The sequence below is a fragment of the Paraburkholderia sp. SIMBA_030 genome (genome assembly GCF_046535245.1).
Lineage (GTDB): Bacteria > Pseudomonadota > Gammaproteobacteria > Burkholderiales > Burkholderiaceae > Paraburkholderia.
Map to the genome: position 1 here is coordinate 1 of NZ_JAWRXB010001581.1, position 238 is coordinate 238.

1 protein-coding gene is annotated in these 238 nt (G+C 60.9%); it reads right to left on the minus strand.

The genetic code is table 11. The features are described 5' to 3' along the window. Nucleotides 1-221, minus strand: a 221-nt coding sequence (locus SB772_RS45335) for a hypothetical protein (protein WP_410839195.1), incomplete at its 3' end; no start/stop codon positions are given. Nucleotides 222-238: the final 17 nt, after the last annotated feature.

Here is a 238-nt window from a genome sequence, read left to right on the forward strand (position 1 = left end):
GTCGCCACCTGGCCGCTCGGAGCGGCGCCGCTCGTTTGAGCCGGCTGTGCGCCACCTGCTGCAGGCGTCTGCGTCTGCTCGGTGGTCTGCTGCGCCTTCTGAGCTTCCTGCGCCTTGCGCTGCGCTTCGATGCGCGGATTCATATAGAGGAACTGCCAGCCAAGAACGATCAGCACCGAAAGAGCGATCGCAATGAAATAATTGCGGTTGTTTTGCATCATACGTTCCTGGAGCGGTC